Origin of the sequence: Pasteuria penetrans (assembly GCF_900538055.1) — a bacterium.
Lineage (GTDB): Bacteria > Bacillota > Bacilli > Thermoactinomycetales > Thermoactinomycetaceae > Pasteuria > Pasteuria penetrans.
On record NZ_UZAC03000001.1, the window covers coordinates 1,846,371 to 1,872,034 of the forward strand.

Here is a 25,664-nt window from a genome sequence, read left to right on the forward strand (position 1 = left end):
ACCCTTCCGCTGTATTTTATACTACAATTTCAATTTATTAATAATTTGAATTTTTAAATATATAAGATATAAGTATAATAATAAGTAATTAACTCATATAACATATAGTAATTGACTATTAAATAAAATATTAATGGGAGATGACCTTGCCTTGAATTCCTTGTATGGAGAAAACGATAGTATTATTAGTAAATCAAATAAATTATTAAGGTACAAAATAGAAAATTTAAGGAATAATGTTAGCAAATGGTTGGAAAAACTCAATTTAAATAAAAAAGTAAGTCACAGTGATAAGAGAAAGTTCATGGATAAACTAATTTCAAAATTTATCAAGGAGAATCCGGGAAGCGAGAATGCAGAGGATTTTGCTCGGCTTGTTTCCGATAAAAACGACCAGGATGTAGATGCTTGCCTATGTGAAATGTTTGTCGCAGGGGTAAAGGAATTGGACTCTTTCCAAATAACAGGACCAACCGGACCCGTAGGTGACACAGGACCAACCGGTCCAACAGGTGACACAGGGCCAACCGGACCCGTAGGTGACACAGGACCAGCCGGACCCGTAGGTGACACAGGACCAGCCGGACCCGTAGGTGACACAGGACCAGCTGGACCCGTAGGTGACACAGGACCAGCCGGACCCGTAGGTGACACAGGACCAGCTGGACCCGTAGGTGACACAGGACCAACCGGACCCGTAGGTGACACAGGGCCAGCCGGACCCGTAGGTGACACAGGACCAGCTGGACCCGTAGGTGACACAGGGCCAACCGGATCCGTAGGTGACACAGGACCAACCGGACCCGTAGGTGACACAGGGCCAACCGGATCCGTAGGTGACACAGGACCAGCCGGACCCGTAGGTGACACAGGGCCAGCCGGACCTGTAGGTGACACAGGACCAGCTGGACCCGTAGGTGACACAGGGCCAACCGGATCCGTAGGTGACACAGGACCAGCCGGACCCGTAGGTGACACAGGGCCAACCGGACCCGTAGGTGACACAGGACCAGCTGGACCCGTAGGTGACACAGGGCCAACCGGATCCGTAGGTGACACAGGACCAGCCGGACCCGTAGGTGACACAGGACCAGCTGGACCCGTAGGTGACACAGGACCAGCCGGACCAGTGGGTGACACAGGACCAGCCGGACCCGTAGGTGACACAGGGCCAGTGGGTGACACAGGGCCAACCGGGTCCGTAGGTGACACAGGACCAGCCGGACCCGTAGGTGACACAGGGCCAGTGGGTGACACAGGGCCAACCGGGTCCGTAGGTGACACAGGGCCAGTAGGTCCAGTAGGTGACACAGGACCAGCCGGACCCGTAGGTGACACGGGGCCAGTAGGTCCAGTAGGTGACACAGGACCAGCTGGACCCGTAGGTGACACAGGACCAACCGGACCCGTAGGTGACACAGGGCCAGCCGGACCCGTAGGTGACACAGGACCAGCTGGACCCGTAGGTGACACAGGGCCAACCGGATCCGTAGGTGACACAGGACCAACCGGACCCGTAGGTGACACAGGGCCAACCGGATCCGTAGGTGACACAGGACCAGCCGGACCCGTAGGTGACACAGGGCCAGCCGGACCCGTAGGTGACACAGGACCAGCTGGACCCGTAGGTGACACAGGGCCAACCGGATCCGTAGGTGACACAGGACCAGCCGGACCCGTAGGTGACACAGGGCCAACCGGACCCGTAGGTGACACAGGACCAGCTGGACCCGTAGGTGACACAGGGCCAACCGGATCCGTAGGTGACACAGGACCAGCCGGACCCGTAGGTGACACAGGACCAGCTGGACCCGTAGGTGACACAGGACCAGCCGGACCAGTGGGTGACACAGGACTAGCCGGACCCGTAGGTGACACAGGGCCAGTGGGTGACACAGGGCCAACCGGGTCCGTAGGTGACACAGGGCCAGTAGGTCCAGTAGGTGACACAGGACCAGCCGGACCCGTAGGTGACACAGGGCCAGTAGGTGACACAGGACCAGCCGGACCCGTAGGTGACACAGGGCCAGTAGGTGACACAGGGCCAGTAGGTGACACAGGACCAGCCGGACCCGTAGGTGACACAGGGCCAACCGGATCCGTAGGTGACACAGGGCCAACCGGATCCGTAGGTGACACAGGACCAGCCGGACCCGTAGGTGACACAGGACCAACCGGATCCGTAGGTGACACAGGGCCAACCGGACCCGTAGGTGACACAGGACCAGTAGGTGACACAGGGCCAGTAGGGCCAGTAGGTGACACAGGACCAGTAGGTGACACAGGGCCAGTAGGTGACACAGGACCAGCCGGACCCGTAGGTGACACAGGACCGACCGGATCCGTAGGTGACACAGGGCCAACCGGACCCGTAGGTGACACAGGACCAACCGGACCCGTAGGTGACACAGGGCCAACCGGATCCGTAGGTGACACAGGACCAACCGGATCCGTAGGTGACACAGGGCCAACCGGACCCGTAGGTGACACAGGACCAGTAGGTGACACAGGGCCAGTAGGGCCAGTAGGTGACACAGGACCAGTAGGTGACACAGGGCCAGTAGGTGACACAGGACCAGCCGGACCCGTAGGTGACACAGGACCGACCGGACCCGTAGGTGACACAGGGCCAACCGGACCCGTAGGTGACACAGGACCAACCGGACCCGTAGGTGACACAGGGCCAGCCGGACCCGTAGGTGACACAGGACCAACCGGACCCGTAGGTGACACAGGGCCAGCCGGACCCGTAGGTGACACAGGACCAACCGGACCCGTAGGTGACACAGGGCCAACCGGACCCGTAGGTGACACAGGGCCAGTAGGTGACACAGGACCAGCCGGACCCGTAGGTGACACAGGACCGACCGGATCCGTAGGTGACACAGGGCCAACCGGACCCGTAGGTGACACAGGACCAACCGGACCCGTAGGTGACACAGGGCCAACCGGATCCGTAGGTGACACAGGACCAACCGGATCCGTAGGTGACACAGGGCCAACCGGACCCGTAGGTGACACAGGACCAGTAGGTGACACAGGGCCAGTGGGTGACACAGGGCCAACCGGATCCGTAGGTGACACAGGGCCAGCCGGACCCGTAGGTGACACAGGGCCAACAGGGCCAGTGGGTGACACAGGACCAGCCGGACCCGTAGGTGACACAGGGCCAGTGGGTGACACAGGACCAGCCGGACCCGTAGGTAACACAGGGCCAACAGGTCCAGTGGGTCCACAGGGTCCGACTGGAGTACGAGGTCCAGCAGGAGCGCAAGGCCCAGCAGGAGTGCAAGGCCCAGCAGGAGTGCAAGGCCCAGCAGGTGTAGCAGGTCCAGCAGGGGTACAAGGCCCAGCAGGTGTAGCAGGTCCAGCAGGAGTGCAAGGCCCAGCAGGTGTAGCGGGTGTAGCGGGCCCGGCAGGGGTACAGGGTCCAGCAGGTGTAGCGGGTCCAGCTGGAGTACAAGGTCCAGCGGGTGTAGCGGGTCCAGCGGGTCCCACAGGTCCCACGGGTGTTACAGGTGCCACAGGTGCTACAGGTCCTACGGGTCCATTACCATTGACGATTGCCATTCAGGTGGGTTCCAAACTCGATCAAAACGTTGCATCAGGTCATGGTATTGCATTCAATGAAGTCGTGTTTTCTAAAGGGGATGCGGAATTCATAGCGCCCCATAAAATTAAAATCAAAAAATCGGGTTATTATCTGGTGAGTTGGACTATTGGTCCTGATATGAACTCCCTACTTGTGGGCGTACCGATGAAATCAGCTCTTTACAGGGATGGGAATACTCTTGTGATGGAGAGAAGTTCTCTGGAGTCGGGGAATACCGTTTATGGGGAAGCTGTCATAGAGGTAAAAGATTCCCAGAATGCAACTGTTGAGGTTCGCAACACGGGCGAGACCCTACAATTGACTTCCGACTCTGGGGCTATGAATGCTTGGTTGACAGTGAGGTCGCTGTAGGGAAAACTTTTCATAGAAGGTACTGTTACACTCAGTTGGATGGGTTCGTAGGAATGTCCCCGTAGGTCTACCACAGGCCGCGGGGGCATGTTTTTTGTGGATCTTGGCCGCATATTGGACCTGGGGATTCAGTCTCGGGAGTGGGGGGTTGAACCATGTTTACATCTGCCTAGATTTGAATTCTATCCCACTGTATTCCAAGGTATTCTGGAGGGAATATATAGTAGGACACATACATTATTTTTATAAAATTTAAGTTTTATATGTTATAATCATGGGCAACTCACCCTTTATCGGGGGGACTAAGGGGCTGTCGAGATGAAAACAGGACTAAATTTTCCAAGGCCCACTTTTTCGGACGAAGTGAACATCATAAAAGAAAAATTAGGAACCACAAAATCAGATGGAATGAGTTATATTCCTAGAGTCCATTGCCAACCGTTCATCCCCGGGAATCATGTGTTTCTGTGAGGATTCGGGAAACCTGGGACAAAAATTGGTGAAAGCAGGATTAGACTAAGGAACGAAAAATAAAACACGGCATCTTTGGTTTAGGGGAAGTTGAATCCGTTATGAAAACCCAACGATGGAAATGTATCTACTGCAGGAACAAATTCAACTATGTGCATGTATTTTTTGTAAAAGTAAATAAATATACATATCTTTGTATGTAAATGTTTTCATTAACGGCAGTACTAGTCAGCAGCGAAAGCAGAAAGGTTACATGGAATATCGGTGAGAACAGGTTATATCCTATTTTTGATGAATTTCTTTCTAAAAAGAGAGAAGATCCCGAGGAAAAGGCTATCAGGAAAGCCAAGGAACAGGGACGTTGTGGACTATCGGTATGGATGATACATCGACGAGGGGAGGTAAGGACTGCGCAAGCTATATCGTATGATATAAAACTGGGGTCCGTATTGGCTGTGATAAAGGGCCGAAACTATTAGGAACTTGATTCGTCGGTTATTGCTATGGTCCGAGCCCAAACTTATGCCAAGTTTGCTCTATCGGAATTCCCCAATGCGCTTGTTGTGTTGTGTGTCAAGAAGTCGTTCAAGAGATGAAGGTTGCTCGGCCCTTCGTAACCGGCTGATAGGTAGCAGGTTACAAACTGCCTAGTGCTGCTGGGGTAAAGTGCCCTGGTTGTGAGCGATCTAGGAAAAGGCAGGGCATGACCCTGTCAGGTGGGAATCGGGGAAATCAGCGAAAGCGAACCGTTCGAAGACGCATCGAAAGGCGTAGTCCATGTCAAAACCGAGGTGGGGCACTAACGTCGGGATAAACCGTGAGGGACGACCTATCTTCTGCCCTGGTGGCATGCGGTGTACAGGCGGGATGTGTGTCAAGAAGTCGTTCAAGAGATGAAGGTTGCTCGGCCCTTCGTAACCGGCTGATAGGTAGCAGGTTACAAACCGCCTAGTGCTGTGTGTCAAGAAGTCGTTCAAGAGATGAAGGTTGCTCGGCCCTTCGTAACCGGCTGGTAGGTAGCAGGTTACAAACTGCCTAGTGCTGCTGGGGTAAAGTGCCCTGGTTGTGAGCGATCTAGGAAAAGGCAGGGCATGACCCTGTCAGGTGGGAATCGGGGAGATCAGCGAAAGCGAACCGTTCGAAGACGCATCGAAAGGCGTAGTCCATGTCAAAACCGAGGTGGGGCACTAACGTCGGGATAAACCGTGGGGGACGACCTATCTTCTGCCCCGGTGGCATGCGGTGTACAGGCGGGATGAACCCGATTTAGGCTCTTGGTCGGAACTTGAGAGATCGTCGTACGGCGTCCGGCTGTCGCCAGATGGAAAGACCGAGGATAAACCGAGGTTCCGTGCACGAAGTCGGATCAGCTCATAGTAGTGTGGAAGCTTCTGTAATGGGAGTGGAGCGAAGGGGCTGACTCATCCTGAGGAGGACAGTAAAATGAAACTTTAGTGGGAGATCCGCTGGAGGAGATCACTGGAACCTCGGAGCAACATCCCTATAATCGAAGTATGACCTAAAGGGTCTGAAGATTGGGATGGGATGAGAAGAGCTGGATGATGCGAGAGTATCACGTCCAGTTCTGTGAGGGACTCGGCTGAAATGCCGGGTCTACTCGACGTGTGTCAAGAAGTCGTTCAAGAGATGAAGGTTGCTCGGCCCTTCGTAACCGGCTGGTAGGTAGCAGGTTACAAACTGCCTAGTGCTGCTGGGGTAAAGTGCCCTGGTTGTGAGCGATCTAGGAAAAGGCAGGGCATGACCCTGTCAGGTGGGAATCGGGGAGATCAGCGAAAGCGAACCGTTCGAAGACGCATCGAAAGGCGTAGTCCATGTCAAAACCGAGGTGGGGCACTAACGTCGGGATAAACCGTGGGGGACGACCTATCTTCTGCCCCGGTGGCATGCGGTGTACAGGCGGGATGAACCCGATTTAGGCTCTTGGTCGGAACTTGAGAGATCGTCGTACGGCGTCCGGCTGTCGCCAGATGGAAAGACCGAGGATAAACCGAGGTTCCGTGCACGAAGTCGGATCAGCTCATAGTAGTGTGGAAGCTTCTGTAATGGGAGTGGAGCGAAGGGGCTGACTCATCCTGAGGAGGACAGTAAAATGAAACTTTAGTGGGAGATCCGCTGGAGGAGATCACTGGAACCTCGGAGCAACATCCCTATAATCGAAGTATGACCTAAAGGGTCTGAAGATTGGGATGGGATGAGAAGAGCTGGATGATGCGAGAGTATCACGTCCAGTTCTGTGAGGGACTCGGCTGAAATGCCGGGTCTACTCGACGTGTGTCAAGAAGTCGTTCAAGAGATGAAGGTTGCTCGGCCCTTCGTAACCGGCTGGTAGGTAGCAGGTTACAAACTGCCTAGTGCTGCTGGGGTAAAGTGCCCTGGTTGTGAGCGATCTAGGAAAAGGCAGGGCATGACCCTGTCAGGTGGGAATCGGGGAGATCAGCGAAAGCGAACCGTTCGAAGACGCATCGAAAGGCGTAGTCCATGTCAAAACCGAGGTGGGGCACTAACGTCGGGATAAACCGTGGGGGACGACCTATCTTCTGCCCCGGTGGCATGCGGTGTACAGGCGGGATGAACCCGATTTAGGCTCTTGGTCGGAACTTGAGAGATCGTCGTACGGCGTCCGGCTGTCGCCAGATGGAAAGACCGAGGATAAACCGAGGTTCCGTGCACGAAGTCGGATCAGCTCATAGTAGTGTGGAAGCTTCTGTAATGGGAGTGGAGCGAAGGGGCTGACTCATCCTGAGGAGGACAGTAAAATGAAACTTTAGTGGGAGATCCGCTGGAGGAGATCACTGGAACCTCGGAGCAACATCCCTATAATCGAAGTATGACCTAAAGGGTCTGAAGATTGGGATGGGATGAGAAGAGCTGGATGATGCGAGAGTATCACGTCCAGTTCTGTGAGGGACTCGGCTGAAATGCCGGGTCTACTCGACGCTGGTGTGGAAACACCCCGGTGGTGAGCGATCTAGGAAAAGGCAGGGCATGACCCTGTCAGGTGGGAATCGGGGAGATCAGCGAAAGCGAACCAGCCGAAGACGCATCGAAAGGTATAGTCCATGTCAAAACCGATGTGGGTCCCGAACGTCGGGATGAACCGTGGGGGATGACCTATCTACTGCCCCGGTGGCATGCGGTGTTCAGGCGGGATGTGTGTCAAGAAGTCGTTCAAGAGATGAAGGTTGCTCGGCCCTTCGTAACCGGCTGATAGGTAGCAGGTTACAAACCGCCTAGTGCTGTGTGTCAAGAAGTCGTTCAAGAGATGAAGGTTGCTCGGCCCTTCGTAACCGGCTGGTAGGTAGCAGGTTACAAACTGCCTAGTGCTGCTGGGGTAAAGTGCCCTGGTTGTGAGCGATCTAGGAAAAGGCAGGGCATGACCCTGTCAGGTGGGAATCGGGGAGATCAGCGAAAGCGAACCGTTCGAAGACGCATCGAAAGGCGTAGTCCATGTCAAAACCGAGGTGGGGCACTAACGTCGGGATAAACCGTGGGGGACGACCTATCTTCTGCCCCGGTGGCATGCGGTGTACAGGCGGGATGAACCCGATTTAGGCTCTTGGTCGGAACTTGAGAGATCGTCGTACGGCGTCCGGCTGTCGCCAGATGGAAAGACCGAGGATAAACCGAGGTTCCGTGCACGAAGTCGGATCAGCTCATAGTAGTGTGGAAGCTTCTGTAATGGGAGTGGAGCGAAGGGGCTGACTCATCCTGAGGAGGACAGTAAAATGAAACTTTAGTGGGAGATCCGCTGGAGGAGATCACTGGAACCTCGGAGCAACATCCCTATAATCGAAGTATGACCTAAAGGGTCTGAAGATTGGGATGGGATGAGAAGAGCTGGATGATGCGAGAGTATCACGTCCAGTTCTGTGAGGGACTCGGCTGAAATGCCGGGTCTACTCGACGTGTGTCAAGAAGTCGTTCAAGAGATGAAGGTTGCTCGGCCCTTCGTAACCGGCTGGTAGGTAGCAGGTTACAAACTGCCTAGTGCTGCTGGGGTAAAGTGCCCTGGTTGTGAGCGATCTAGGAAAAGGCAGGGCATGACCCTGTCAGGTGGGAATCGGGGAGATCAGCGAAAGCGAACCGTTCGAAGACGCATCGAAAGGCGTAGTCCATGTCAAAACCGAGGTGGGGCACTAACGTCGGGATAAACCGTGGGGGACGACCTATCTTCTGCCCCGGTGGCATGCGGTGTACAGGCGGGATGAACCCGATTTAGGCTCTTGGTCGGAACTTGAGAGATCGTCGTACGGCGTCCGGCTGTCGCCAGATGGAAAGACCGAGGATAAACCGAGGTTCCGTGCACGAAGTCGGATCAGCTCATAGTAGTGTGGAAGCTTCTGTAATGGGAGTGGAGCGAAGGGGCTGACTCATCCTGAGGAGGACAGTAAAATGAAACTTTAGTGGGAGATCCGCTGGAGGAGATCACTGGAACCTCGGAGCAACATCCCTATAATCGAAGTATGACCTAAAGGGTCTGAAGATTGGGATGGGATGAGAAGAGCTGGATGATGCGAGAGTATCACGTCCAGTTCTGTGAGGGACTCGGCTGAAATGCCGGGTCTACTCGACGCTGGTGTGGAAACACCCCGGTGGTGAGCGATCTAGGAAAAGGCAGGGCATGACCCTGTCAGGTGGGAATCGGGGAGATCAGCGAAAGCGAACCAGCCGAAGACGCATCGAAAGGAATAGTCCATGTCAAAACCGATGTGGGTCCCGAACGTCGGGATGAACCGTGGGGGATGACCTATCTACTGCCCCGGTGGCATGCGGTGTTCAGGCGGGATGAACCCGATTTAGGCTCTTGATCGGAACTTGAGAGATCGTCGTACGGCGTCTGGCTGCCGCCAGATGGAAAGACCGAGGACAACCGAGGTCCCGTGCACGAAGTCGGATCAGCTCATAGTAGTGAGGAAGCTTCTGTAATGGAAGTGGAGCGAAGGGGCTGACTCATCCTGCGGAGGACAGTTAGATGAGAACTTTAGCGGGAGATCCGCTGGAGGAGATCAAACGACAACTTTAGTGGAGATCCACTATAGGAGGTCACTGGAACCTCGGAGCAACATCCCCATAATCGAAGTAGGGCCTAAAGGGTCTGAAGATTGGGATGGGATGAGAAGAGCCGGATGATGCGAGAGTATCATGTCCGGATCTGTGAGGGACTCGGCTGAAATGCCGGGTCTACTCGACGAACCCGATTTAGGCTCTTGATCGGAACTTGAGAGATCGTCGTACGGCGTCTGGCTGTCGCCAGATGTATAAAGACCGAGGACAAACCGAGGTTCCGTGCACGAAGTCGGATCAGCTCATAGTAGTGAGGAAGCTTCTGTAATGGAAGTGGAGCGAAGGGGCTGACTCATCCTGCGGAGGACAGTTAGATGAGAACTTTAGCGGGAGATCCGCTGGAGGAGATCAAACGACAACTTTAGTGGAGATCCACTATAGGAGGTCACTGGAACCTCGGAGCAACATCCCCATAATCGAAGTAGGACCTAAAGGGTCTGAAGATTGGGATGGGATGAGAAGAGCCGGATGATGCGAGAGTATCATGTCCGGATCTGTGAGGGACTCGGCTGAAATGCCGGGTCTACTCGACGTGTGTCAAGAAGTCGTTCAAGAGATGAAGGTTGCTCGGCCCTTCGTAACCGGCTGATAGGTAGCAGGTTACAAACCGCCTAGTGCTGTGTGTCAAGAAGTCGTTCAAGAGATGAAGGTTGCTCGGCCCTTCGTAACCGGCTGGTAGGTAGCAGGTTACAAACTGCCTAGTGCTGCTGGGGTAAAGTGCCCTGGTTGTGAGCGATCTAGGAAAAGGCAGGGCATGACCCTGTCAGGTGGGAATCGGGGAGATCAGCGAAAGCGAACCGTTCGAAGACGCATCGAAAGGCGTAGTCCATGTCAAAACCGAGGTGGGGCACTAACGTCGGGATAAACCGTGGGGGACGACCTATCTTCTGCCCCGGTGGCATGCGGTGTACAGGCGGGATGAACCCGATTTAGGCTCTTGGTCGGAACTTGAGAGATCGTCGTACGGCGTCCGGCTGTCGCCAGATGGAAAGACCGAGGATAAACCGAGGTTCCGTGCACGAAGTCGGATCAGCTCATAGTAGTGTGGAAGCTTCTGTAATGGGAGTGGAGCGAAGGGGCTGACTCATCCTGAGGAGGACAGTAAAATGAAACTTTAGTGGGAGATCCGCTGGAGGAGATCACTGGAACCTCGGAGCAACATCCCTATAATCGAAGTATGACCTAAAGGGTCTGAAGATTGGGATGGGATGAGAAGAGCTGGATGATGCGAGAGTATCACGTCCAGTTCTGTGAGGGACTCGGCTGAAATGCCGGGTCTACTCGACGCTGGTGTGGAAACACCCCGGTGGTGAGCGATCTGGGAAAAGGCAGGGCATGACCCTGTCAGGTGGGAATCGGGGAGATCAGCGAAAGCGAACCAGCCGAAGACGCATCGAAAGGTATAGTCCATGTCAAAACCGATGTGGGTCCCGAACGTCGGGATGAACCGTGGGGGATGACCTATCTACTGCCCCGGTGGCATGCGGTGTTCAGGCGGGATGAACCCGATGTAGGCTCTTGATCGGAACTTGAGAGATCGTCGTACGGCGTCTGGCTGTCGCCAGATGTATAAAGACCGAGGACAAACCGAGGTTCCGTGCACGAAGTCGGATCAGCTCATAGTAGTGAGGAAGCTTCTGTAATGGAAGTGGAGCGAAGGGGCTGACTCATCCTGCGGAGGACAGTTAGATGAGAACTTTAGCGGGAGATCCGCTGGAGGAGATCAAACGACAACTTTAGTGGAGATCCACTATAGGAGGTCACTGGAACCTCGGAGCAACATCCCCATAATCGAAGTAGGACCTAAAGGGTCTGAAGATTGGGATGGGATGAGAAGAGCCGGATGATGCGAGAGTATCATGTCCGGATCTGTGAGGGACTCGGCTGAAATGCCGGGTCTACTCGACGAACCCGATTTAGGCTCTTGGTCGGAACTTGAGAGATCGTCGTACGGCGTCTGGCTGTCGCCAGATGAAAAGACCGAGGATAAACCAAGGTTCCGTGCACGAAGTCGGATCAGCTCATAGTAGTGAGGAAGCTTCTGTAATGGAAGTGGAGCGAAGGGTCTGACTCATCCTGAGGAGGACAGTAAAATGAAACTCTAGTGGGAGATCCGCTAGAGGAGATCACTGGAACCTCGGAGCAACATCCCTATAATCGAAGTATGACCTAAAGGGTCTGAAGATTGGGATGGGATGAGAAGAGCTGGATGATGCGAGAGTATCACGTCCAGTTCTGTGAGGGACTCGGCTGAAATGCCGGGTCTACTCGACGGACCGCTTTCACATCATCAAGAATATAAGAGATCCTACACCCTCTTCTGAAAGTCGCTCTTAGGGATAAGCGATTCGCTTCCATTATCAAGGAATTGTTCCCCGCCCTGCTTGGAAAAATGATTGGGGGGAACCCTCCGATCGAAAGGAGAATATTATTAATGAATTACTTATTGTTTCAAAAAATTAAATAATAAGAATGAATATATTACATATTTATTAGTGTTTTATAGGAAAAAGGAGAAGTTCTTCTCCCTCGATTTTCCCCCGTGATTTCTTCGTCTTCCGCTGGTCTTTGTCTTGTTCTCTGCACTGGGAATGGGTCGATTGTATGCGTGCGTGAAGAACCCAAAAATGGGAAATACTTGTCCAGGATCAAAGGGTTCGTAAGGGACGCCCTAAAGAAAAAATACGGGGGGTTACTTCCCGAATCCAAAGGGCTATTCCTGGGGAAAATGAAATAGCCAGCAAGCCCTTTCTGTCCTCCTTTACCCAACGGTTGATCGTGCTAACAGCAATGTCATACTGTCTAGATATCTGGGCAATATGGTGTCCATTCTTGACTTTTTCAACCGCCCTTTGTTTGAATTCCAACGAAAATTTTTTTCGAACTGTTTTCATGGTGACCCCCACGGGAAAGTACTCCTGTTGTACCGATCAGGATCCATTTATACCGGGGTGCCTAATAAAACTAGCTCTGGAAAATGGACTGTTTAGGAACAACTTGCGGGCCATACCATGGTTCAAATTTTGATCATGATCGATGTTTTGAACAGGATTACTGTTTTTCCCATGGTTACTTTTTCTGTAAATATAGAGATGTTGTGAAAGAGGTTCAAAAAGATATGAAAAAATACATGAGAAAAGAGGTGGGGAATCCCACGATCTGAACAGATCGTGGTTTACAATGGATCGGTTATGAATTCCATGAATTCATGAAAATCGTTGGGATTGATCACGAATGGATACCTAATCCATCACCCAACCATAACGTACATATTGAGTTTCATCATAATATTGTGAAGAGCGATTGTTTGGGTTCCGTAGTTTTGGGGAATTCCGTAAGGAACACGCCCCATTGGTAAGGCATTTCAACGTGGAATGTTGCTATGGGGGGTTTAGAGATGGTTGGCACTATATAGAAATGTAGGGGGGTCATGAGAAACCCTTGAACACTGGATCCAATCTAGGATCGTTGAGGTCATATAAGCACCCTACCCTAAATCATGGGAATAGGAAGGCACTATTTTGTTATAATTTTATGATAGTAGTAGTGGGATGTTCTTGATTATGTTTCAAAATGCTAATTCTGGATTCTATTGGTTTATTTTTCATTATTCAATCACTTATTTATTATTAATTACCTTCGAATATGGGATCTATTCGCTTCTGAAGGTTTTGCCTTCTTTAGTGGAGAGCCTAGAGATGCCCTACGGGATATCCAAGGGAAAGCCGTTTCACCCAACCGATTCACTCTCCACCGGGCACCCCATCCCCTTGGATATTTTTTTCCTTTATGTAATACCGAAAAGGGTTGGCTTGGGGCGGTGCTTATAGATTAGGAATGCATTTTTCTTACAATTTTGGTAGGCAATTTCTTATTCGGATTGCCCCCGAGGACTGCAGGATCCAACGAGCGTAGGACATAAAACCGGCGGCGGGGTCCGTCCCGGGGGACCCACGCATAGACAGAATTGGCTATGACGGATCGTACTGAGATTGATGGATATGAAGAAGTAAATTGAAAAAATGAATTAAAATTTTAATTATTAATAAAAATGAGGAGTGGACCTATTTTATTTCGCACAAAGCGAGTGATAGGGCTATTTTGCACAGTGGGATAAAAATGGGGGGGTGATCCGAATCGTTATAGTATCACCATCGCCATCGGGACTTCTGTACCAACAAAACAGCCCCACCCTTTTTCCGCCCCGGCCACTGGTGCCATGGTACCAACAACGTCCCACCGGCAGCGAATAGCGTTCGCGTCGGGGGTGGATCTATATGATGACTTCTAAATTCAGAAACGATAAATTATAAAAACATGGTGAATGTTTACATGCTATAATAGCATGTTTATTCAATTTACCCAGAGGGGGAGTTTCTAAAAATAGAGAGAATTTTTATCTGAAAACCTTGTCAAGAAATTTATAACTGTAACGGAATATTGTCGTATAGGGTTGTGGGGCGTCGGGTGCCTATTTTTGTACATGGTCATCAGATGGTAGGTGTATTTTTGATTGCCGACGGGGCTATTCCCTCTATGTCCATCGTCGGTTTATGGTGTGGTGCATCATGGTATATGTCTGCACCTTTGTTTTCTACTCCTATCGCATGTGGGATTCCCTCTTCAGGGGGTACATCAAAAAGTTCAAAGGGGGTAAGTATGTATTACCTTCTGGTCGGTAACAAATGGAGTGAATGGAAACCGTATTCGGCTTTGTTTTTAGGGGGTAATGGTAGTATGCTTGTTGAGACAATGCAAAGTGATCAGGAACTGAGTCAATGGGTTTCGGCACGGTCTCCCGCTTGTTCCTCTTCTGTTCCTGCACGATGGTCTGTTTCTCTGCGGAATGCGCTTGTGGTGTTGTGGGTTCTGTTGGTATATCCACGCCTTGTTCCAGCCCTACGCAAGCAGCTTCCCCCTCAATTGACGGTAACGCGTCTGGTGAAGCAGTTGCCTGCTTATTTTGTTTCCGAGTCCGTATGTTGGTTTTTGCTACATCGTCTCATGCGTTACGATTACATACGCATGAGAGGGGATCTCATCACCTCCGGTACGAAACTTTGGACAACCCTTGATGCAAAGCGTCTCCATGCCTTCGCTACCCATTCTCCCCAAGTGGGACGTTGGTTGCATCGTATGCGCCTGGCAGAACTGCGTGAGGGACCATCCACTTCCCAGAGAGTTGCTCACCATGGTTAGGTATGTTGTGGGGGTCGACGGAGCAGGCTACTTAGTGTCAAGGAGGTGTGACATAAAAATGTTCCAATCATCAACGAACCAACAGCAGGAGGATTCTCGTCGTAACAATTCCAACAATCTCGTGGTTCCAGGTGCCGCACAAGCCATTGATCAAATGAAGAACGAGATTGCGCAAGAATTTGGGGTTCAATTGGGTCCTGAACAATCCTCCCGTTCCAATGGTTCCGTAGGTGGGGAGATTACTAGGCGATTGGTAGCCCTGGCTCAGCAGCAAATCAATGACAGCAATTCGGGTAACAAATCAAGTAGTAGTTTCTTCCCGCCCTCGTAAATATTTTACTTCCAAAATATTCTATATCATAATATATCTATTCTATATACCAATATATCATGGTTTCAGGCGGATTTAGGAATACCCAGGGGGCAAACGTTGTTTTTAAAACGACGTTTGCCTTTTTTGTTTGTGTGGGGGAATATTTACCTTGCAAGAGCTGTTCACTCTCCGGTATGCTCTTTGTAGGTCCGTGGGGAGCCCATTTTCCCCAGGAAATTATGTTGTAGTTTCCTTGTTTTGTTAGAATGATTATCGTATTTGGAGTGGATTTTCCCTATGGATAAGGATACCTGTGGACTTGTTCATACTTGTTTGATTCAGGGGGATGTCATTGTCCGTGAGATTTCCCTGCCCATGCTCTTTCATCGTTTATTGGGTTTACAGGCCACTTCTCCCGTCCTGATACTTGGCACCATCGATATGGGGAAACCCCGCATAGACGTGTATGGGGAGATTCTTACCTTGGCAACAACGGGTCTTTGTGATTCTCTCTCTGTTCGCCTTCTGCAAGAACCCATAACCCGAACTATTTCCAATCCCCTGTATGATCTACATTTTTCCCAGGAAGTGGCTTTTGATGTAGAGGATCCCAGGGGGAACAAACATTTGTACCGCACCTTTTATCTCCATTGCCGGCAGTGTGCCGTACCGTATTTTGTAGCACCACAGCATCCCACATTGAATTTTCTAGAATATGCAGCGGGTTTTTACGAAATGGTGGAGGACTTAGGGGCCGAGACCGGTTGGTTTACCGGTGGTTGTCCGTCTCTGTTTCGTCCTTGCAGGGATTGCTCCTCTTGATTTGTGCTGTGCTTTCCCTATCTAGTGTATCCCTATCTCGTTCTTCCTCATAAGATGGAACAGGCTCAGTTCATCTTACACATGTACCCGGGGCTGCGGGGGAGAGGGGAAGGACGCCAATATGGGTTCATCATCATGGTATGGGGAAGCACGGGAACAGCCACGGAGTATATTTTTGTTCGGCAGTGAGGGAAACATGCACCATTGTCTTCGTTGCATGCATGAAAGGGGAATACGTCCCCTTCGGTGCCTCGTCCATCTTGGGATCATTATTGGGGAAACGTACTTCTGTGATGGAAATATGAATTTGCGGGCGGAACATATGGAGCCCGATCTACGGATTACGCTTACGGAACCGGAAGGGTCCCGAAGGGCAGTCCTTCAGGCGGTTCCCACCCTTGCATGGGGAATAAAACGTATCGAGGCGCCGCGCGCGTGGGGTTCCTCTCGCGGGCGTGGTGTACGGGTAGCTATCATTGATACCGGTATTGAACGCGGGCATGAGGCTATTGCTGATAATTATGGTGGTGGTATCAATATCCTATCCCCTCATGCCCCCCCGATGGATTACAATGGCCATGGCACGCATGTCGCGGGGATTGTCGCTGGACGGGCAACGGAGAAAGGTTTGCTTGGTGTGGCCCCACGGGCTATCGTTTATGCGGTCAAGGCCTTCAATCGGGGTGGTAGTGCTAAACTTTCTGATCTTCTATCCGCACTCAATTGGTGCATCGAAAATCGTATGCAGGTTATTAATATGAGTTTTGGTATGGAAACTAAGAGCACGGCTCTGTTGCAGGCTATAGCTACGGTTTATAAACATGGTTCTATCATGGTAGCAGCAACGGGGAATGAGGGTGCCAAGGATCGAATTGATTATCCGGCCCGTTGCGAGGAAACAATTGCTGTCACGTCCTTCTCCATCAATGGGAAGCTATCCCATTTCAGCAACATGGGGAAGGGGATTGATTTGGCTGCCCCCGGTGAGCGGATTGTTTCCTCATGGATTCGGTCTGGGAGACGGGAAATGAGCGGTACTTCAATGGCCGTTCCCCACGTAACAGGTACCGTTGCACTCCTCTTACGTCGGTTTGGTTCATTTCATATTGAACATGTTCGGGATCTATTGCGGAGTGCTACTACCCCCCTACCGGGTAGCCGTGCACTCAATGCCTACAATGCACTTCAGCTGGGGAAAAGGAGATCCTACAATACTTGGAAGGGGAGTGCTTAAAAAGCCCTCCTTATACATGTAAAAAGCATCCATCCCGCCCATGGGGGCTAAGATGGATGCCTTGTTCTGTTGATTTCCAGTCTCTCATTTCGTCCACTATGGCTGTTGTTGTTGTTGTTGTTGCCTGTTGGGGGACGATGGTGATTTGTTGGGATTTTGTTGAGAAGGGCTATTTCCCGTTTCAGAACCAAATTCGTATTGGTTGCGACCAGTCATACGGTTTGGTTGTTGACCCCTTTGCCCTTGTTGTCCCTGTTGTCCCTGTTGCTGTCCCGGGGTTTTTTGTGGTTGTTGCCCAGGCTGTTTTGTTCTGTTATTGTCAAGTTCCATTTGTGCTGCTCACCTCCTGCTAGCTAGAGTACCCGGGGAAACGAAAAAATACGCTTTCACTATTTTCCTTATGTGGTGGTCGAATTTTATATTATGAAGGGAGAAATGGTAAAATAATGTTCTGGTTTTTTGTACCTACCAGGAGTTTATCTCGCCTTGTTGGACGGTGTATGCGTCATCCTGCTAGTAGGAGATTCATTCCATTGTACATTCGTACCTATGGGGTCGATGTTGATCCTGTGCAGCGATCCCTTAATGAATTTGAACATATGCTTGCATTTTTTACACGCACACTCAGGCCAACAGCGAGGCCCATTTGTCCTGATGAAAATATCCTGATTTGTCCGGTGGATGGTACGATTACCATGGGGGGAATCATCACAGAGGAAGGGAAAATTGTTGCCAAACGGGGTACTTATACCTTTTCTGAACTTGTTGCTGGGGATCAGCAAGAAAATTTGGTTGGACAATTTCTCGGTGGAAAGTTTGTGGTTCTTTATCTCAGTCCTAAGGATTATCATCGCGTGCATGTTCCTTTGCATGGGACCTTGCGGTGCGTTATACATATTCCTGGTGCCTTGCGGCCTGTTCGTACCTGGCGTGTGGAGAGGTTCCCACGCACGTTAGTTTATAACGAGCGGGTTGTAGTGGTTCTCAAAACGGCGTTTGGTCCTGTGGTATTGGTTTTTGTGGGTGCTATGAATGTGGGATCCATTCGGCTTGCTCCCTTCCCCACTTTGGTAACTAATCAAAAATCACAGGGTATTCGTGTGGAAAAATGCTCCATACCTCTACATAAAGGGGAAGAGTTAGGTCATTTTGAAATGGGATCTACAGTGGTACTATGTTTACCCGCAAAATTTGGGCCATGGATCCGCCCACTGGAACGGGGAATGGGTATTCAAATGGGACAATCTATGGCTTATTGTCGTCCACCCCGCTCTTCTCATTGATCGGAATGGGTCGATGGGGCCCCCTGGGAAATAAGGTTTAGCCTATTGGGTTATGCTATACCTGGTGAGTCCTATGCGAGCAACAAAAATTTTGGATCAAAGAGCGTGGTTGCTATTAATTATTAGTGGGTTATTTGCCCTGGTCAACACCCTATCGGGGATGTTTACTAATATATACCTATGGAAAATCAATCCTAGTTATACAATCATTACCCTTTTCAATCTCACGTATTGTGTCGTTTCTACCCTATCCTTTGTGACAGCAGGCTGGTTTTGTAAACGTTTTGACCGAATTGCAACCCTGCGCTTTGGTGCTGTTTTTCTGGCACTCTTTCATATCATTATTCTCATGGTGGGTAATCAGGCGATCCATTATATCTATTTTCTGGGAGTTTTACTCGGTTTGGGTTCCGGATACTTCTGGATTGCCTACAACGTGCTCTATTTTGAGATTACGGGACCTAAAAATCGGGATTGTTATAATGGTTTACAGGGTTTCACCGCGTCCCTGGCCGGAATGATAGGACCCTTGGTGGCGGGTTGGATCATTGATTTTATGCCATCGTTTTTAGGTTATCGTGTTATATTTATCAGCTCCTTCTGTTTGTTGCTTATTATTGTTGTAATCACATTGGCCATCCGCCGTGTTCCCACCCCGGGCCGGTTTTCCCTATTACCCTTGATGGTCACACTGACCCATCCGTCCACGCGCGATTGGTGTCGTATTTGCTGTGCCAAGGTATTGTATGGTTTTCGTGAGGGGGTTCTTGTATATGTCATCAGTGTCTTCGCATATAGTGTTTTTCACGATGAGTTGGAACTAGGTTGTTTCTTTACCTTGGGTTCTTTTTTATCTATGGTTGCCTTTGCACTCGTCAGCCGTATATTGACACCCACGAACCGAAACCTGGGTTTTTTCGTTGGTACCCTGGGTATGTTCTTAGCTGTTCTCCCCCTACTGCGTCAGCTTGATTCGTTCCATCTTCTATTGTTTGGTGTTCTGCTTTCTATTTTCTATCCCTTTTATGTTGCCCCTCTTATTTCTGCAGTTTTCGATATGATGGAAATGCGAGTTTCTGTACAGGCACTGCGTGTAGAACACGTTGTAATGCGTGAATTGTCTATTGGTATAGGACGGATCTTGGGGATGTTATTTTTTCTCTATTGGGTGGCGGATGGAGCAAAGGGTGACGTAGGGATAGATCGTGCGCGGTGGTTCATCATTTGTATGAGTTTTGTCCAGCTTGGTGTGTGGTGGATTATGCGTCCTTTACTCAGGAGAGTCACTACCCCACAACAACGCATTCCGTCATTCCCATTTCATCGCAATGCCCTCTTAGGGGTGGAGGCATCTGAAGAGACTACGTGGGATGATTCATCCCCGCCACGGAGTCAGGATGAGGGCAAACCGTACAGGGAGAGGGGGAAGGGAAGGGAGAAGGAACAATAACTATTGTATTTATAATATGATTATAGGGAAAATTGGTCATGGATGGTTGTAATGGTGCGTGTTCCCCTAATAGCAACTTTATGGCCTGTATGGAGACAATTGCGATCTTGGGGATAGGGGAAATGATATCCCATTGCGTTGGCTCAATACCGTACGTGGCCTGGTTTTTGTTCGTTCATGAGCCGGGCCAAGGGGGATCATATCCCCCTATTCTACATATGTCAAGAAAGTATAGTAAGAAATTAGGGTTATTATTTTATTAAGGAGGATAGGGGGATAAAAGGGAAGAAATCATGGGTTTTTTTTCTTAACAGTGTTGTAATCTTGTTGCAATTGTGGGGATCCGGATGTATAATTCGATGAGATGTTCATAAATGGGTTCATTTCGCCAGTAATCCGTTTATTTTATTTGGTATAGTTTCGTGGCCGAATCCTTAAGAATAGGAGGGGGGGTTGATTCCGTTTGTCATCGTTAGAAATGTTTTTTTTGAGTTATTCTGTTTTTGGATTTATCCTCATGTTCTTATGGAGAGATATCATTTATAAAGGAATAGTACGCGCATGGTTCAATGCTTGGTCCATAGGGGGAAAAGGAAATTCTTCCTCGGGGGATATGGCATTGTCTACCGAGCATCGTGGGGCACCCCCCCCTCCCGTGGGACTCAAAATGGGTATGGATCTATCCATGGAGGAGGATACCTATCAGGGGTTCTCTTCACGATCAGTCGGTCCTTGGATCCGGGAGAGGGGAGGTCGTTACCTCCCCGTCCTCCTCTTCCTTCTCGCACTTGTTGTACTTCCCTTCCCTATGGACCCCAGCCTTACTACTTGCTACTGGGGTACACTGGGAGGGCTCGCTTTGATTCTCGGGCAGCGATTGGCACGGAGAGGGCTGGCTTACGGTGGTTTGTGTTTGCTCTGTGTGGCCTCTCTGAGGCTTGTCTTTTGGGTGGAAAAAACGGTTCTAAGTGAGAATTTTTTGCCCCTCTTTAATGCCCGTTCTGCTCTTTGCTCCGCTCTGATTGCTATCTGGGGTATCTTGGCGTTTTGGAGTGCCAAGTGGCGGTGGGCGGCCTCCAAGGGAAGAATTCCCACGGGGATGCTTCTATCCTTTTTGCTGCATTTTGGTTGGGTTTCACTGCTTAGCTTTTACCTGACAACGGAAACGAGCCTTGTTCTTGATTACTGGCGGGTGATGGGGGGGGACCACCAGCGCCCCCTGATGGATAATCGGTACGGGGATGTATTTTCTGGTTTCCTATGGATTGTTTTGAGTGTTATGATTGCGTGGATTGGATCGCGTAGCAAAAGGGTTGCACTTGTTTTCTCTGGATGGTCGATTCTGGTTGTAGCACTTTTAGAGTTATTTCTGAGTACACGAGCAGGAATTACCTTTTTTATCGATTTATCACCGTACTGGGGGCTATTGTTACAATTGGTGTTGTTGTTTTTCGTGGGTCTGGTGTTACGATGGCACACGGTACGGGTTGAGGGTCATGCTTGGTGGCGAAAGGCCTTTCCAACCTTTCCGGCCTGGACAATGGTTGCTATGGTCTCCCTCTTGATCCGGTCCCTTCAGTTTGTATGGACGGATGTTGTCAGGCCGTGGCCGTCCCTGCCGTCTTTGTTGGTCCATAGTTTGGACTATTTGGGTATTTTCTGTGTAGTTTGGTCGGTGTGGTGTGTCGTATCGGAGGCGATTGCGAGTCGTTTTGCTTCGCGCAGTTTACATTGGGCTGGCTTTGGTTTGTTGTTGATTATCATTCTCTATTCAGTGTCTCGAATGATTTTTTCCGGTGAGGCTACTGGTTACCCCTATGTCCCTTTTTTGAATGGGGGATTTTTGATACGTTTGTGGATCACATTGGCCATTATGGGCTATCTGTGGGTGGGATGGAAATTCATGCGCAGATATCATCCCATGGTACTGTGCTTCCTTCTCTTTACAGGTATAGGCTTTTTTTCTGCTGCTGTTTCTGTGGATGTTTATAATTTGGCACGTTTGTTGGGTCTTTCTGTTACCTGGGCCCGTGTTTCTGTTTCATCCGTTTTGATGTTTCTGTTGGCGTGGGTGAACTTTTTCAGACAACATGACGTGGTAGTCCGAAAATGGGCACGGCGGGCTTTATGGTTATCGGCGGGGAAGCTTTATTTTTTTGATCCCGAGCCCTCAGGCTGGCTTGGTTGGAGAATTGCCCTGGTTTTCGGTGTTATTCTGATACTATGGTATCGGCGGCATCCTCAATGGTGTAAGCAGGGGGGTCGTCAAGCCTGGCGATTTCTGCAGTGTCTTATAGATCGAATAAAGAATCAAGGACAGATGATCCGGGGGGACAACAAGATCGGTGGGAGGATGTTGTTCCCCTGTGGTAGACTCGTACAGGGGGTCCATGCTATACGACGCTGGCTAAGAAGGAAGCTATGGAAATGATGAGTGATGGAAATTTATGCGTACAAGTGTTTTGTGGCCTGCTTCTATCGTTTTTGGGGCCCTCAAGTTTGCATGATTAGGAGGGGTGATTACGATTCGTGAGTAAACTATCGAATCAAAAGGAAGTTTTACTGACACAAGAGGGCCTACGGGAGATCAAAGAGGAACTGGAAGACATTAAGACTCGCAAACGACGCGAGGTCGCGGAACGGTTGAAGGAGGCAATTGCGCAGGGGGACTTGAGTGAAAATGCTGAGTATGATGCTGCTAAGGAGGAGCAGGCCTTCATAGAGGCGCGTGTTGGTGTTTTGGAGAGCATGATCCGTAATGCCAAGATGATTGATCCCAAAAAGGGGGATCGTAATTCGGTGGATTTGGGTTCTAAGGTAACCATCCAGGAGTTGCCAGATGGGGGAGAGGAAACGTACACTATCGTGGGAAGTGCAGAATCAGATCCGGACGCAGGTCGCATTTCCAATGAGTCCCCTCTAGGTGCGGAATTGTTGGGTAGGAGACCGGAGGAGATTATCAATGTGGCAGCTCCTGCTGGAATGCTTTCCTTTAAAGTTCTTAAGATCGGATAGTTTTGGATATGCGGATGTTTTTGTAACGCATATAGGGGGCAAAAAGCCCCCTATATGCGTTTATGAATATTATTACTCATTATTATGTATCAATCCATGGCAATTACATCTTATTGGTTAAAAAATGGTAAGAAGTAATGGAAAAGACATCTGTAATTGTTGTAGAATCTTTTTTTCAGTATAAAAAATATTAGGTAGACTAAGATTATTTATCGGTATTGTAACATAATTTTTCGGGGTCTTCGGAATTTTAATGGGCAAGGGGTGGAAAGGACCTAATCTTTAGATATTTTTTTATGTAATTTTTGTTATTTGATACGTAGTCTAACGTTTGCCCCTCCCATTGTGAAATGCATTCTGTATTTTATTTTTAAATATATTGATATCTAGATAAGATGTTGTATCCCAAGCGAATCCTTTATTTTACAAATATATTAATAAAAATAATTTTATGTGTGAGAGGTCTGATCGTCTTCAGGTCGTAAAAACCAAGAGATCATGGGGGGAGATGGAGCAAAGGGGCCAGCTCATCGGATTGGTTCTAGAAAGATCAAAACTATGTGGGGTTGGGAAGAGTCGTAGGACGCGAGAAGGTTCGGTTCTGTAAGGGGCTCGGTTGAAATATCGGATCTACCCCGATGGGGAGTTTATGAAGAAAATTTATTTAGTAAAAATATTTTATTGTTTTTCCACCACAGGTGATGTTTATAGCTTTTGAATTGTAAGAACTAAATATGTAAAATTTCTATATTATTAAATAAATAATAAAATTAATAAAACAAAATCAATCTAGGACTACCTGTGGTGGCATTCGTTCATTATGTATGAAATCTTACGCTTCCTCCTACCTCGTTTGCAAAGATGCCGATTGCATCGTACAAACAAGAGGTTTGCGTAATTTCGATCGTTCATCCAACCCTTCTCTGTACCGAACGGATAAGGAGGAGTTCACTGATTTCTTTATTTTTGATAGATGGCGCTTATCCCATAGAAGTTTTATGTTAATTAGGATGATATCATTGTACAAATTTCAAAGTTTTCTCCTATGTAATTCCCGCGAATCCCCTTCTTTGTACGAGGATCGCACAACGATAATCTTACGATACTGTTCCATCAGTTCTTCGCTGTGTCCCATTATTTCTAAAAATACTAGCTTATTCTCGCAGGTAAGACGTTCCTTATCATCGTTCTCCACCACATCCCCGAATAGCCGGTCTATAGCCGCTGTGAATTTCCTGGGCCTGGGCTGCCGTGGAAATTTCTGCTGTATATCCAAACTCATCCTCGAATTCCTTCGTGTGTTTTTTCCTTCGTTCGATGATGGAATCAACGTTGGGGTATTTTTCTCCTACAGTACTCGCATTTCCAGCGTTGCGGTTCCATTTTTGACTCCTGAAACCATGGATCGCATCTTGGATGAAGAAAGGTTTGGGAGCTACCAAAACCTATTTTGACGAACTTTTGCTCTTTTTCGCGGGATTTTTTACAGGAACACTGGGTTTCGGATGAGGGTTTTTCGACCACTGATTTGAGTACAGATCGGATGATTCTCATACCTTCATGCTCGGATTCTATTTCCCCCAGGCTTATCAGTTCCACTTCATTTGGTTAGAGGGGGGGCATGGTACATTAGGATCAATCTCCTTATCTTTTTTGGTTATCATGAGTGTCCCTCCCACAGAAATATTGAGCATATCCATAGTAGGGTATTCTTATACAAATTTCAACGTTGTGTTTACACACTATTCGTTTTTCCCGAAAAGTACAATGAAAACCCCAGGTCCATATTCAGAATGGAACATATTCAATTTTAAGTTCATTTATACTGAACAAAACTATTGCGGTATGGGTATGCTGATTCAATTCTTTCCGTTGTCTTTTTTATTATGAACTATAAAAAATAGGATCGTCCTAGGTCCTCCTGGTTCCGTAACCATTAAAGTACGGAGGCCCCCTTTTCCTGGATCGCTCACAAGCAGTAACTAGGCGGTTTGTAACCTGCTACCTATCAGCCGGTTACGAAGGGCCGAGCAACCTCCATCCCTTGAACGACTTCTTGACACACGTACCACCTGCCGATTTCCGAATGCCTTTCATCTCTCATAGAACACAACAGACACACAGAACCGAACCCAACACTTCTATGCTATTCGGACTTATTATAACAGGAGCCTACATTTCTCCCGCATTTCCTCTCGAACTTTCTTCCCATATTTACTTCCTACAGTAACACCATTATAATGTTCTTACAGGCGAGGGGGTTGCTGGATAAGGATGCGTTGTCCGATGAAAAATCGTAGGGGTTCTATTATTATCCCATAATACCCTGATCGTGGCTCGTGTCTCCTTTCCCCGATGGTGGGTGAAGCCCTCCTGTTGAGCTACAACGTTGGGTTTTCTAGAGAGAGTGCGTCAGAGCCACTTAAATGTTCCCTCAGTCTTGAATACCCTCGATCAATATCTGGGGAGGGGCCCACGAATGTGGCAGGACATGGGGTAACGAAAACGATCACGTTTAGTGCGAATTTCATCTTCTGACCGTACAGGATAGCAGTGCACTGCGTGGGATGGTTTCGGCATCCGTCGATTTTCTGCCTAGCTGGAATCTGAGGCTTGGTTAGGGTTGTCTGTGGATTGGGTAGATATTCGTGTTGATGCAACATTTCCATATCAACATCAAACAGGAGAAGAAAAAGGTTACAGTCTAGTATGGTGCCTGTTGTGAAAAGACAGATAGGGCGATGGTGTAAAAAAGCGTTTCCCGACTTGTGTCTTTATATTCCATTTTAAAAACAAAAAGTTGGCTTGAAAGTTGGTTTGATGGATAT

At 49.3% G+C, this 25,664-nt stretch carries 20 protein-coding genes; 16 read left to right on the forward strand and 4 right to left on the reverse strand.

Features of this window, described 5'->3' with window-relative positions; all coding sequences use genetic code 11:
* Window positions 1-282: 282 nt before the first annotated feature.
* A complete protein-coding gene (locus tag PPRES148_RS13005) occupies window positions 283-3,210 on the reverse strand; it encodes a mucin 17-like protein (protein ID WP_281289951.1) in 2,928 nt (975 codons plus the stop codon).
* Between PPRES148_RS13005 and PPRES148_RS12375 the strand changes: the two genes are divergently transcribed.
* From PPRES148_RS12375 to PPRES148_RS12380, 7 genes are all read left to right on the forward strand, one after another.
* Window positions 3,173-3,964, forward strand: coding sequence for a collagen-like domain-containing protein (locus PPRES148_RS12375; RefSeq protein ID WP_223128025.1), 792 nt, complete (start codon window positions 3,173-3,175; stop codon window positions 3,962-3,964). The two genes, PPRES148_RS13005 and PPRES148_RS12375, sit on opposite strands and share 38 nt — an antisense overlap.
* Before the next feature lie 954 nt (window positions 3,965-4,918).
* On the forward strand, window positions 4,919-5,086 hold the full coding sequence (locus PPRES148_RS11715) for a hypothetical protein (RefSeq protein WP_187820824.1): 168 nt from the start codon (window positions 4,919-4,921) through the stop codon (window positions 5,084-5,086).
* 166 nt (window positions 5,087-5,252) lie between these two features.
* Window positions 5,253-5,387: a hypothetical protein gene (locus PPRES148_RS13010; protein WP_281289952.1), complete on the forward strand. Its 135-nt coding sequence runs from the start codon at window positions 5,253-5,255 to the stop codon at window positions 5,385-5,387.
* 2,067 nt (window positions 5,388-7,454) lie between these two features.
* Window positions 7,455-7,664, forward strand: a complete 210-nt coding sequence (locus tag PPRES148_RS07520; RefSeq protein ID WP_149453091.1) for a hypothetical protein — start codon at window positions 7,455-7,457, stop codon at window positions 7,662-7,664.
* 1,426 nt (window positions 7,665-9,090) lie between these two features.
* Window positions 9,091-9,264 (forward strand): hypothetical protein, encoded by a 174-nt coding sequence (locus tag PPRES148_RS11720; protein WP_187820365.1) that lies wholly within the window; start codon window positions 9,091-9,093, stop codon window positions 9,262-9,264.
* Between the two features lie 1,604 nt (window positions 9,265-10,868).
* On the forward strand, window positions 10,869-11,042 hold the full coding sequence (locus PPRES148_RS11725) for a hypothetical protein (protein ID WP_187820525.1): 174 nt from the start codon (window positions 10,869-10,871) through the stop codon (window positions 11,040-11,042).
* 349 nt (window positions 11,043-11,391) lie between these two features.
* On the forward strand, window positions 11,392-11,547 hold the full coding sequence (locus PPRES148_RS12380) for a hypothetical protein (protein ID WP_223128001.1): 156 nt from the start codon (window positions 11,392-11,394) through the stop codon (window positions 11,545-11,547).
* Window positions 11,548-12,168: 621 nt separating this feature from the next.
* On the opposite strand, the gene PPRES148_RS07525 is transcribed toward PPRES148_RS12380, so the two are convergent.
* The gene (locus PPRES148_RS07525) at window positions 12,169-12,414 is read right to left on the reverse strand and encodes a transposase (RefSeq protein ID WP_149453910.1); all 246 of its coding nucleotides are present in this window, start codon (window positions 12,412-12,414) and stop codon (window positions 12,169-12,171) included.
* A gap of 1,233 nt (window positions 12,415-13,647) precedes the next feature.
* Between PPRES148_RS07525 and PPRES148_RS13015 the strand changes: the two genes are divergently transcribed.
* The 5 genes from PPRES148_RS13015 to PPRES148_RS07545 all read left to right on the forward strand — a co-directional run bounded on the left by PPRES148_RS13015 (window position 13,648) and on the right by PPRES148_RS07545 (window position 17,088).
* Window positions 13,648-13,773: a hypothetical protein gene (locus tag PPRES148_RS13015; protein ID WP_281289953.1), complete on the forward strand. Its 126-nt coding sequence runs from the start codon at window positions 13,648-13,650 to the stop codon at window positions 13,771-13,773.
* 484 nt (window positions 13,774-14,257) lie between these two features.
* Window positions 14,258-14,719 carry a hypothetical protein gene (locus PPRES148_RS07530; protein ID WP_149453911.1) on the forward strand — a complete coding sequence of 154 codons (462 nt, stop codon included), beginning with the start codon at window positions 14,258-14,260 and terminating at the stop codon, window positions 14,717-14,719.
* A 58-nt stretch (window positions 14,720-14,777) separates the two neighbouring features.
* Entirely contained in the window at window positions 14,778-15,050 is a 273-nt protein-coding gene (locus tag PPRES148_RS07535) for an alpha/beta-type small acid-soluble spore protein (RefSeq protein WP_149453912.1), read from the forward strand.
* A gap of 279 nt (window positions 15,051-15,329) precedes the next feature.
* Window positions 15,330-15,854, forward strand: a complete 525-nt coding sequence (locus tag PPRES148_RS07540) for a hypothetical protein (protein ID WP_149453913.1) — start codon at window positions 15,330-15,332, stop codon at window positions 15,852-15,854.
* Window positions 15,855-15,975: 121 nt separating this feature from the next.
* Complete coding sequence (locus PPRES148_RS07545) at window positions 15,976-17,088, forward strand: S8 family peptidase (protein WP_149453914.1); 1,113 nt, start codon at window positions 15,976-15,978, stop codon at window positions 17,086-17,088.
* 96 nt (window positions 17,089-17,184) lie between these two features.
* Here the strand turns inward: PPRES148_RS07545 and PPRES148_RS07550 are convergent, their stop codons facing one another.
* On the reverse strand, window positions 17,185-17,418 hold the full coding sequence (locus PPRES148_RS07550) for a hypothetical protein (protein ID WP_149453915.1): 234 nt from the start codon (window positions 17,416-17,418) through the stop codon (window positions 17,185-17,187).
* Window positions 17,419-17,534: 116 nt separating this feature from the next.
* On the opposite strand from PPRES148_RS07550, the gene asd reads away from it, so the two are divergent.
* The 4 genes from asd (at window position 17,535) to greA (ending at window position 22,836) form a co-directional block, all read left to right on the forward strand.
* A complete protein-coding gene (asd, locus tag PPRES148_RS07555; protein WP_149453916.1) occupies window positions 17,535-18,371 on the forward strand; it encodes an archaetidylserine decarboxylase in 837 nt (278 codons plus the stop codon).
* Window positions 18,372-18,444: 73 nt separating this feature from the next.
* Entirely contained in the window at window positions 18,445-19,821 is a 1,377-nt protein-coding gene (locus PPRES148_RS07560) for an MFS transporter (RefSeq protein ID WP_281289983.1), read from the forward strand.
* Between the two features lie 463 nt (window positions 19,822-20,284).
* Window positions 20,285-22,252, forward strand: a complete 1,968-nt coding sequence (locus tag PPRES148_RS07565) for a hypothetical protein (protein WP_149453918.1) — start codon at window positions 20,285-20,287, stop codon at window positions 22,250-22,252.
* A gap of 98 nt (window positions 22,253-22,350) precedes the next feature.
* Window positions 22,351-22,836: a transcription elongation factor GreA gene (greA, locus tag PPRES148_RS07570; RefSeq protein WP_149453919.1), complete on the forward strand. Its 486-nt coding sequence runs from the start codon at window positions 22,351-22,353 to the stop codon at window positions 22,834-22,836.
* 1,030 nt (window positions 22,837-23,866) lie between these two features.
* On the opposite strand, the gene PPRES148_RS07575 is transcribed toward greA, so the two are convergent.
* Window positions 23,867-24,166 carry a hypothetical protein gene (locus tag PPRES148_RS07575; protein WP_149453920.1) on the reverse strand — a complete coding sequence of 100 codons (300 nt, stop codon included), beginning with the start codon at window positions 24,164-24,166 and terminating at the stop codon, window positions 23,867-23,869.
* Window positions 24,167-25,664 lie beyond the last annotated feature (1,498 nt).

Excerpts from the sequence above, each read along its gene's own strand:
- PPRES148_RS07535 (WP_149453912.1), top strand. The coding sequence starts at position 14,778 with ATGTTCCAATCATCAACGAACCAACAGCAGGAGGATTCTCGTCGTAAC.
- asd (WP_149453916.1), top strand. The coding sequence starts at position 17,535 with ATGTTCTGGTTTTTTGTACCTACCAGGAGTTTATCTCGCCTTGTTGGA.
- PPRES148_RS07525 (WP_149453910.1), bottom strand. The coding sequence starts at position 12,414 with ATGAAAACAGTTCGAAAAAAATTTTCGTTGGAATTCAAACAAAGGGCG.
- PPRES148_RS07540 (WP_149453913.1), top strand. The coding sequence starts at position 15,330 with ATGGATAAGGATACCTGTGGACTTGTTCATACTTGTTTGATTCAGGGG.
- PPRES148_RS07530 (WP_149453911.1), top strand. The coding sequence starts at position 14,258 with ATGCTTGTTGAGACAATGCAAAGTGATCAGGAACTGAGTCAATGGGTT.
- PPRES148_RS07550 (WP_149453915.1), bottom strand. The coding sequence starts at position 17,418 with ATGGAACTTGACAATAACAGAACAAAACAGCCTGGGCAACAACCACAA.
- PPRES148_RS07545 (WP_149453914.1), top strand. The coding sequence starts at position 15,976 with ATGGGTTCATCATCATGGTATGGGGAAGCACGGGAACAGCCACGGAGT.
- PPRES148_RS07560 (WP_281289983.1), top strand. The coding sequence starts at position 18,445 with ATGCGAGCAACAAAAATTTTGGATCAAAGAGCGTGGTTGCTATTAATT.